The sequence below is a fragment of the Mesorhizobium sp. WSM4850 genome, assembly GCF_055811735.1.
On the sequence record NZ_JBVVPV010000036.1, the window covers coordinates 56913 to 66439 of the forward strand.

At 61.9% G+C, this 9527-nt stretch carries 7 protein-coding genes; 4 read left to right on the plus strand and 3 right to left on the minus strand.

The genetic code is table 11. The features are described from left to right. The first annotated feature begins 35 nt into the window (after positions 1-35). Together AC0L2Z_RS26360 and AC0L2Z_RS26365 are read left to right on the plus strand one after the other, a co-directional pair. A complete protein-coding gene (locus tag AC0L2Z_RS26360; RefSeq protein ID WP_473629697.1) occupies positions 36-878 on the plus strand; it encodes a GNAT family N-acetyltransferase in 843 nt (280 codons plus the stop codon). Between the two features lie 47 nt (positions 879-925). After that, positions 926-2302, plus strand: coding sequence for an aspartate aminotransferase family protein (locus AC0L2Z_RS26365; protein ID WP_287305649.1), 1377 nt, complete (start codon positions 926-928; stop codon positions 2300-2302). A 40-nt stretch (positions 2303-2342) separates the two neighbouring features. Here the strand turns inward: AC0L2Z_RS26365 and AC0L2Z_RS26370 are convergent, their stop codons facing one another. From AC0L2Z_RS26370 to AC0L2Z_RS26380, 3 genes are all read right to left on the minus strand, one after another. After that, entirely contained in the window at positions 2343-2819 is a 477-nt protein-coding gene (locus AC0L2Z_RS26370) for an Lrp/AsnC family transcriptional regulator (RefSeq protein ID WP_023798454.1), read from the minus strand. 10 nt (positions 2820-2829) lie between these two features. Beyond that, positions 2830-3903: a tartrate dehydrogenase gene (locus AC0L2Z_RS26375; protein WP_473629698.1), complete on the minus strand. Its 1074-nt coding sequence runs from the start codon at positions 3901-3903 to the stop codon at positions 2830-2832. A gap of 101 nt (positions 3904-4004) precedes the next feature. Beyond that, positions 4005-5330, minus strand: a complete 1326-nt coding sequence (locus AC0L2Z_RS26380) for an NAD(P)/FAD-dependent oxidoreductase (protein ID WP_473629699.1) — start codon at positions 5328-5330, stop codon at positions 4005-4007. A 688-nt stretch (positions 5331-6018) separates the two neighbouring features. On the opposite strand from AC0L2Z_RS26380, the gene AC0L2Z_RS26385 reads away from it, so the two are divergent. Both AC0L2Z_RS26385 and AC0L2Z_RS26390 read left to right on the plus strand, forming a co-directional pair. Then, positions 6019-7683, plus strand: a complete 1665-nt coding sequence (locus AC0L2Z_RS26385) for an ABC transporter ATP-binding protein (protein ID WP_473629700.1) — start codon at positions 6019-6021, stop codon at positions 7681-7683. Positions 7684-7721: 38 nt separating this feature from the next. Continuing rightward, on the plus strand, positions 7722-9392 hold the full coding sequence (locus AC0L2Z_RS26390; protein ID WP_287223062.1) for a peptide ABC transporter substrate-binding protein: 1671 nt from the start codon (positions 7722-7724) through the stop codon (positions 9390-9392). The last annotated feature ends 135 nt before the right edge of the window (positions 9393-9527 follow it).

Consider the following 9527-nt stretch of genomic DNA (forward strand, 5'->3'; position numbering starts at 1 on the left):
CGTTAGCACCTGAAGACGAAGGCTGGAAATTCATCATGACCACACGACAGATCATCCTTGAAGAGATGACACCGGGGCACCTGGAAGGTGCTGTCGAGTTGTCTCGCCAAGTTAAATGGCCGCATCGTCGCGACGATTGGGAACTGGCCCATTCGATCAGCCAGGGGATCGTCGCTCTGGAAGAACAACGCGTGGTGGCGACGATCATGATGACCCCCTACGGCGACAATGCCGCCGCCATCAACATGGTGATCGTCGATGCGGCCATGCGCGGCCGCGGACTCGGCCGAAAGATGATGGAAGAGGCGCTGGCCAAGGCGGGTGAGCGCACCTGTTGCCTGACGGCGACACAGGAAGGCCTGCCGCTCTATGAGAAGCTGGGCTTCGTAACGACTGGCGAGATCGTGCAGCATCAGGGCGAGGCGTTGGCAGTTTCGGCGCCGGCCCGTGTATCCTGGGCAGAGATCGGCGATCTTGCTCGTATCGAGGTGCTGGATCGCGAGGCGTTTGGCCATGACCGTTCGGCGCTGATGAGGCGGCTTTTCGAGCGCGCGAAGTTCGCTGTCATTCGCGATGAAGGCAATACCCAGGCCTTTTCCGCCATCCGGCCATTCGGCCGGGGGCTGGTCATCGGCCCGGTGGTGGCGAGGAATGGTACCGAGGCCAAGGCCCTGATCGACTTTCTGCTCGCCCATCATCAGGGCGAGTTCGTCCGTGTCGATACCGACGTCTCAACGGATCTTGCTGAATGGCTCACCGGGCGCGGCCTCGCGCACGTCGGCGGGGGGATCACGATGCGACGCTCCATGGCCACGCACAGGGAAAGCAAGCCGGCGCATCATCGCACATATGCGTTGGTCAGTCAGGCACTTGGTTAAATCAGGCACTCGGTTAAATCAGGCACTCGGTTGAATCGGAGGAAGAAATGCTGGCAAATTCACTGATCGAACTCGATCGCGCACATCTGGTTCACCCGTTTTCATGCTATCGGAGCCACGAGGAGACGGGCGTGCGGGTGCTCAAATCCGCCAAGGGCGCAACGGTGACCGATGCAAGCGGGAAAACCCTGCTGGACGGATTCGCCGGTCTATGGTGTGTAAACCTCGGCTACGGCCAGGAAAGTATCGTTGAAGCAGCCGCAAAGCAGCTGAGAGAGCTTCCCTATGCCACGGGATATTTCGGGCTGGGGTCCGAGCCTGCCATTCGCCTTGCTGCCAGGCTTGCCGAACTGGCGCCCGGCGATTTGAACCATGTGTATTTCACGCTTGGCGGCTCCGACGCAATCGACAGCACGATCCGCTTCATTCGCTATTACCACCATGCCAAGGGCACGCCACAGAAGGACCAGTTCATCTCGGTCGAGCATGGCTACCATGGCTCCTCGACGGCGGGGTCCGGCCTGACCGCGATTCCGGCTTTCCATGCGGGTTTCGGCGTGCCTTACGACTGGCAGCACAAGATTCCCTCGCACTACGCCTATCGCAATCCGGTCGGTTCCGACCCGCAGGCGATCATCGATGCATCGGTCGCGGCCCTGCGGGCCAAAATCGCGGAACTCGGCGCGGGCCGCGTTGCCGCCTTCTACGCCGAACCCATCCAGGGCTCGGGCGGTGTCCTCGTTCCACCGACAGGTTGGCTGAAGGCTCTGCACGCCGTGTGCAAGGAACATGACATCCTGTTCGTTGTCGACGAAGTCATCACTGCCTTTGGCCGCACCGGCCCTCTCTTCGCCTGTGAGGAAGACGAGGTCGTGCCGGATCTCATGACCACGGCGAAGGGACTGACCTCGGGCTACGTGCCGATGGGGGCCGTCTTCATCTCGGACCATGTGTACAATACGATCGCAGACGGAGCCGGCAAAGCGCCTGTCGGCCATGGCTATACTTATTCGGCCCATCCCGTGAGCGCGGCGGTCGGGCTCGAATGCCTGCGTCTCTACGAAGACAGCTTGCTCGAGAACGGGCGCAAGGCCGGCAAGCGCCTGATGGAAGGCCTTCGCTCGCTCGCCGACCACCCGCTGGTTGGCGACATTCGCGGCCGTGGCATGCTGGCAGCAATCGAGTTGGTCACCGACAAGGAGCGCAAGACGCCGCTGCCGGCGGCGGCCGATCCGGGGCGCCGCATTTTCGAGCGCGCGTGGGCGAACGGCCTTGTCATCCGCGCCTTCAACAGCGGCATTCTCGGCTTTGCGCCGCCGCTCTGCTGCACCGATGACGATATTGATGGAATCCTCGAACGCACCCGGATGACCCTGGATCAAACCCTCGAGGACCAGGACGTGCGGTCGGCGATGAAGGGATGATCGTCCAGGCTGCCGCCGCATGCGCGCGGCAGCCTCTTTCTCATCTGTCGAATATCGCGTCGAGAGGCAAATGGGATTTGACGATCGGTGACTTCAGCACGACGAAGCTGAAATATTTGTCGATTCCGATATCCAGTTCGATCATGCGCTCCATGATCGTCTGGTACTCGCTGATGCCCGCTGTGACAAACTTCACAAGGTAGTCGTAACCGCCTGATACCAGATGGCATTCGATGACAGAATCGACTTTCTGAATTGCGGTGAGAAATCTCGCGAAGTCGTTCTGTTGGTGGTGCTTGAGCGTGACTTCGGTGAAGATCGTCAGAGTCTGCCCGAGCTTGGACACATCGATCTGGGCGGAATAGCCGGTGATGAAGCCTTCCGTCTGAAGCTTCTTCACCCGCATCAGGCAAGGGCTCGGTGAAAGGTTCACCAGGTCGGCGAGCTCGACATTCGTGACCCGCCCGTTCTTCTGCAGTTGGGATAAGATCTTGATGTCGATCTTGTCGAGCTTCATTGGAAACCTGTCAAACGTTGGAACCGCGGATCGTCCGGCAGACGGCGTCCGTCACCTCCTGCGTGGTCGCTGTCCCTCCGACGTCCGGCGTCAGCACGCCCTCATTCGTCACCGATTCCACAGCGTTCATCAACCGGGCGGCCGCTGCGCTCTCGCCCAGATGTTCGAGCATCTGGGCGGCGGTCCAGAAGGTGGCGACCGGGTTGGCAATACCCTTGCCGGCGATGTCGAATGCCGAGCCGTGAATTGGCTCGAACATCGAGGGATAGCGCCGCTCGGGATCAATGTTGGCGGTCGGTGCAACGCCGAGGCTGCCCGCGAGCGCGCCCGCAAGGTCCGACAATATGTCGGCGTGGAGATTGGTGGCGACGATCGTATCGAGGCTCCGCGGTTTCAACGTCATACGCACTGTCATAGCATCGACCAACATCTTGTCCCAGGAGACGTCCGGAAATTCCGGCGCGACCTCGGCTGCGATTTCGTCCCACATTACCATGCCGTGACGCTGCGCGTTGGATTTTGTAACGACTGTCAGGAGCTTTCGCGGCCGTGATTGCGCCAGCCGGAATGCATAGCGCATGATGCGGGTGACGCCGACGCGCGTGAAGATCGCGACCTCGGTTCCGACCTCCTCGGGGAGGCCGCGATGGGCTCGGCCGCCGTGGCCCGAATACTCGCCCTCGGAATTCTCCCGCACGATCACCCAATCCAGATCGCCAGGGCCAACGCCGGCCAGCGGCGAAACAATACCGGGCAATATCCTGGTCGGCCGCACGTTCGCGTATTGATCAAAGCCCTGACAAATCGGCAGCCGGAGGCCCCAGAGCGTGATGTCGTCGGGCACATCGGGAGCGCCTACCGCGCCAAAGAAGATAGCGTCGAAGCGCTTCAGTTGCGCCACCCCATCTTCGGGCATCATCCGACCATGCGCCTTGTAGTAGTCTGAGCCCCAGTCGAAGTGCTGGACGCGCAGCTTGAAGTCGCCGCAGCGCCGCTGCAGCGCCTCAAGCGCCTGGAGACCGGCGGCAATGACCTCTGGGCCGATCCCGTCGGCAGGAATGGCGGCAATCTCATATTCGCGCATCGTCACTTTCCCCGTTTTCAGTGCTGGCCCTGTTTTCAGTGCTGGCCGCCTCGCGGCCCCGATCTCGTGTGCGACCTGATGTAGCTTGGCAAACGGTCTTCTCAGAATTCGGCGACCTTGCCCCACGCAGCTGAATTCAGACGCTCAGGCCTATAGGGACGCGGATCGACGATCGGCTCGCTGCCGGTGATGATATCGGCGATCATATGTCCAGCGCCGGGGCCGATCCCGAAGCCGTGGCCGCTAAATCCCGCGGCGAGAAGAAAGCCCGGAATCCCCCCCACTTCACCAATTGCCGGGACGCCATCGGGCGTGCTGTCGACATAGCCCGCCCAAGCATGAGAAATCGCGACGCGCTGGAACTCGGGCAGCAATTCGCAGGCTCTTCGATAGGTCAGGCGAATCTGCCTCATGTCAGGCTTGGGGTCGAGAATCCGATTCCGTTCCATTGGAGTCACGTCGTCAAGTACCCATTTCCTCAGGCTTTCATGACCTTGACGCCAGCCCTCGAACGCTCCCGGGGCCAGACTGCGCCAGCGGCGGGCGAACATGGGCACGAACTCGCGGCTGAACCTGAGCTGCTGCGGCGTTGGATCGACTCGCGCCCGCCCGCTGATCGCCAGCGCGTATCCGCCGTTGCTGCGCCGCGTCAGCGAGACGCGCGCGGTATGCAGCGCATCCGGCAGGCCTTCTGCTCCCGGCGCTACGGCTAGAATGGACTGACGCACGGCAGCTTGCGGGAAACGGATACCAAGCTGGTTGCAGAAGGAAGAAGCCCACGCGCCTCCGGCCATGACCACGGTCGTTGTGCGGATGGTTCCGGCTTCTGTAACGACGCCGCTGACCCGGCCGGCGCTCAGTTCCAGCCCGCGCGCCGCGCAATTTTGATGCACGGTGCCGCCGGCCGCCATGATGCCGCGCGCGGCAACCGGCACCGCCTTTGATGGATCGGCCGTTCCGTCAGTTGGCGAGAACACGCCGCCTTTCCATTTGCGGCCGGTCGCCTTGCCCCGTTCGGTGGCTTCTTGCGTGCTCAGCACATGCGTCGTGACGCCAACCGTCCTTGCGAAATCGCGCCACTTTGCCCAGCCTGCCAGCTCGCTTTCGTCCTGCGAGAGATAGAGCAGGCCGCAGCGGCGGAAGCCGGTGTCCTCGCCGGTCTCCTGCGCCACTTTTTCCCAGAGATCGAGGCTCCTGGTTGCCATCGGCAACTCGCGTGCGTCACGGTTCTGCTGACGGCACCAGCCCCAGTTGCGGCTGGACTGTTCGGCGGCAACGCGCCCCTTCTCCAGCAGGGCAACGCTGATGCCGCGGCGTGCGAGATAATAGGCCGTGAATACGCCGACCACGCCGCCGCCGATGACGACGACGTCCGCCTCGCGAGGCAGGGATGGGCTGGACTCGATGTGAATGAGCGGCGCGGGCATGGATGGGACTCCGGTAAATTTGAAACATCCTAGCCTGCGGCCCGCAGAGGCAGGCTGCGGAGTTCATGCCTGGACGGAATTTCCTGCGGTTTGCAGCCCTTGGAACAGGCAATTGTTGCCGAAAAGCGCTCGCTGGCCCCAACCTCGCAGGGGCAAGCAGGAGTACACTTCATCCAGTCGCGTGATCTACGGCATGGGCTTTTCGGGACGCGGCGCGCAGTGACGCAAGGCCTGTCGCGCACAAATTAGCGGAAGAAGGACCTGGTTGTCTGATCCCGGTTTTCTGCGCCGGAACGGGAGCAGAGTGAAATGCCGAACCTGACGTTCTTTTCAGAAGTTCCTGCCGCCCGAGGGCCTAATTTCGACGACTATGCGGAGACAGAACAGTCAAACTGGCTGAAAGAACGGAGCAACCCTTCCTTATAACGGTAAGCTCCAGAGGACTTCCGATAGGCAGGGCTTACGCCTTCGGAGAGTTCTCCAACAAAAGGGAACAGTGTCCGGTCCACGGACCGAATTTCATCAAGGGAGCCGCCAGGATGAGCAGAATCCGTCTCTCGCAGCCTCAGCGCTCGAAGCGCCGAGATGACCAGACGACGGACGCTATAGTGAGGCGCTTCTGCTCAAAGCGCGATGATGTGGTCCGCAACAGTGTGGACCCGCTCGGTTCAAACGGGAGATGATCGCAATGGTCGCAAGGATCCAGCCTGTAGCCCCCGCCGATGTGGCGCTTTCGGTGCGCGACCTCACGGTGAATTTGCCGAAGGGCATGGAACGGACTTATGCCGTCGAGAACATCTCCTTTGATCTGAAACGCGGCCAGATCCTGTGCGTCATTGGCGAATCCGGATCCGGCAAGTCGGTCACCGCGAACGCCATCATGGGGTTGCTGCCCAACGTGATCCGCGTCTCCTCGGGCGCCATCCACCTCGATGGAATGAACATCGTAGGCATGCCGCAGGACAAGCTGCGCAGCCTGCGCGGCCGAGTGGTGTCGATGATCTTCCAGGACCCGCTGTCGGCGCTCAATCCCTTGATGACCGTGGGTGCACAGATCGACGAGGTCATGGCGGCGCACGGCGTCGGCACTCCGAAATCCCGTCGCGGCCGCGCTGTCGGGCTGCTGACCGAAGTGGGGCTGCCGGACCCGGAACTCATGTACCACCAGTATCCGTTCCGCCTCTCCGGCGGGCAGCGGCAGCGGGTGATGATCGCCATGGCGCTGGCACTCGAGCCGACGATCCTGATCGCGGATGAACCGACGACCGCGCTCGACGTGACCACGCAGGCACAGATTCTGGAGCTGATCCGCGACATTCAGCGCCGCAAGGGAATGAGCGTCATGTTCATCACCCATGACTTCGGGGTGGTGGCCGAGATCGCAGACAGCGTCGTCGTGATGGAGAAGGGTCACATCGTCGAGCAGGGTAGCGCTCAGCAGGTCCTGAAGTCGCCGGGCCATCCCTACACAAGGCGCCTTATCGCAGCCGTCCCGCACCTGACCGGTGAGGACCGCGTTCCCCTGGAGACGGCCGACAAAGCGCCGATCCTGAAGGTCGAAGGCCTGATGAAGACCTACCGCAGCGGCAGTTCCCTGTTCAGCGCGCAGCGCGTCGTGCCCGCGGTCAACGAGGTCTCGTTCGATCTGGCGCCCGGGCGCACGCTGGGCGTTGTCGGCGAAAGTGGTTCCGGCAAATCGTCGCTTGGTCGGCTTTTGATCAAGCTGCTGGACAGCGACGGCGGCGGGATTCTGTTCGAGGGCCGCGACATCGCCAAGCTTTCCGAAGCCGAATTCCGCCCGCTGCGGCCGCGGGTCCAGATGATCTTCCAGGATCCCTTCGCCTCGCTCAACCCGCGCTCGACGATCGGCCACATCCTGACCGTTGGCCCGGTCGCCCACGGCACGCCCTATGCCCAGGCGCGTGAAGAGGCGAAGGCGCTGCTGGCCCATGTCGGCCTCGATGCCGGCGCCTTTGATCGCTTTCCGCATGAATTTTCCGGTGGACAGCGCCAGCGCATCGGTATCGCCCGGGCACTGATGTTCAAGCCGAAGCTGCTGATCGCCGACGAAGCTGTCTCGGCGCTGGACGTGTCGATCCAGGCCCAGATCCTGCAGCTGCTCGACCAGATCCAGCGAGAGACCGGCGTTTCGATGATCTTCATCACCCACGATTTGCGCGTCGCCAGCCAGATCTGCGACGAAATCGCGGTGATGCAGAAAGGGCGGATCGTCGAACGGGGACCGCCATCGCAAATCTTCCTCGACCCGCAATCAGCCTACACACGTGAGCTGGTGGCGGCGATTCCTGGAGAGCAGCCGGGATCTACCCGTCCGGTTGCAGCAAATGGGTAAGAGCCACGGCGGATACCGCCAGAACAAGGGGAATTCCAATGACTGAACACTCAAACACCAAATCAAACTACTCGCGACGCGATGCACTGCGGTTGATGGCGATAGGCGGGGCTGCAGGCCTCATTGCGCCCAATCTGTTGGGCAAACCCGCCTTCGCCCAGAAGCCTCCAGCGAGCCCAACCGGCCGCGTCGTCGTCGGATTTTCGCAGGAACCCACCGTCTTCAATCCACTGATGCCGCATACCGAGTGCGACGACGCTGTGCATTTCTCGGTGTTTGATGCACTCGTTCGCATGGACCCTAAGGGTGTTCTTCAGCCCAATCTCGTTGTCGAAGTGCCCAGCCAGAAAAACGGCGGCATTTCAGAGGACGGACTTGTGTGGCGCATCCGCCTGCGTGATGACGTCCGCTGGCACGACGGCGAGCCTTTCACTGCCGATGACGTGAAATTCACTCTCGAGCTCATCACCAATCCGAAATTCCGCGCGTGGCGCACGGCGGGCCATTCCCTGGTGCGCGATATCAAGGTGGTCTCGCCGACCGAGCTCACCTGGCGGATGGAGGAGGCTTTCGCCCCCTATTTGTCGTTTCTCGCCGAAACCTTCATGGTTCCCAAGCACATCCTCGAAAAAGAGGCCGACCCCAACGCCGCCGCCTTCAATCAGGCGCCTGTCGGCACTGGCGCATTCAAATGGGCGCAGCGCACTGCCGGCGACCATATCGAACTCGTCGCGAACGCGGATTATGCCGGGGAGGGTCCCTATTTGGAGCGGCTCGTCTTCAAATACATCCCCGACATGACAGTGCTCTATACCCAGTTCAAGAGCGGCGACATCGATCTTGTCGACCAGGCATTCATAACCGCCGACCACTACGCGGAAGCCAGCAAACTATCGGATCGGGTGGTCATGTTGGAGCGCGGGTCATCGGTCGAGTCGATCTATCTCAATCTTGAGAAGCCGCAATTCAAGGATCCGGCGGTCCGCCAGGCGCTCTACGCCGCAATCGACAGGAAAGCGATCCTCGAAGCACTTTATTACGGGGTCCACACCCCTACCGAGACGTTCATGCCGCAGAATTCCTACTACTACAATCCGAACCTGCCGGCGCAGGAGTTCAACATCGAGCGCGCGGGCCAGATCCTCGACGAGGCCGGCTGGGTGCCCGGAGCCGATGGAATACGGGCGAAGGACGGGGTGCGTCTGTCGTTCGCCAACTCCACCACTTCCGGCAACCATTTGCGCGAGCAGACGCAGCAGTTCCTGCAGCAGACATTCGCCGAGATCGGCGTCGAGATGACCATCTCGAACCTGCCGGCCGCCGTCATGTGGGGCGATTTCTGGCTCAAATCGCAGTTCGAGTCAGCCATCTCCGGTGTAACCAATCTCATCGCGGGCGACCCCGACGTTTTCAACCGCCTGCATACCAAGGCGATCGTCGCCAAGGGCGGAAAGGGCTCGAACACAGGCCAATACTCCAACCCGGAGGTCGATGCGCTGCTCGAGAAGGGCGCCCGCACCTTCGATCGGGAACAGCGGCGCGCCATCTATCTGCGCGTGCAGGAAATCGTCCGTCAGGATCTGCCGTTCCTGCCTCTGTTTGCCTACACCAACGTGTTTGGCTGCAAGGAGGGGCTGGAGGGTTTCGAGGCAAATTCCAACACCCGCGTCGCATCCTGGCATGCCGCCGGATGGTATTGGAAGGCCTGACATCCATACGCCGCGGGGGGGGGGGGGGCGGGGGGGGGGGCGGGGGCGGGGGGGGGTGGGGGGGGGTTTTTTTTATGATGGGGTGGGGAAACGAGCAGCACACAACACACAAAAAGGCTGGAGGAGGGGTGGTTT

Excerpts from the sequence above, each read along its gene's own strand:
- AC0L2Z_RS26360 (WP_473629697.1), top strand. The coding sequence starts at position 36 with ATGACCACACGACAGATCATCCTTGAAGAGATGACACCGGGGCACCTG.
- AC0L2Z_RS26365 (WP_287305649.1), top strand. The coding sequence starts at position 926 with ATGCTGGCAAATTCACTGATCGAACTCGATCGCGCACATCTGGTTCAC.
- AC0L2Z_RS26370 (WP_023798454.1), bottom strand. The coding sequence starts at position 2,819 with ATGAAGCTCGACAAGATCGACATCAAGATCTTATCCCAACTGCAGAAG.
- AC0L2Z_RS26375 (WP_473629698.1), bottom strand. The coding sequence starts at position 3,903 with ATGCGCGAATATGAGATTGCCGCCATTCCTGCCGACGGGATCGGCCCA.
- AC0L2Z_RS26380 (WP_473629699.1), bottom strand. The coding sequence starts at position 5,330 with ATGCCCGCGCCGCTCATTCACATCGAGTCCAGCCCATCCCTGCCTCGC.
- AC0L2Z_RS26385 (WP_473629700.1), top strand. The coding sequence starts at position 6,019 with ATGGTCGCAAGGATCCAGCCTGTAGCCCCCGCCGATGTGGCGCTTTCG.
- AC0L2Z_RS26390 (WP_287223062.1), top strand. The coding sequence starts at position 7,722 with ATGACTGAACACTCAAACACCAAATCAAACTACTCGCGACGCGATGCA.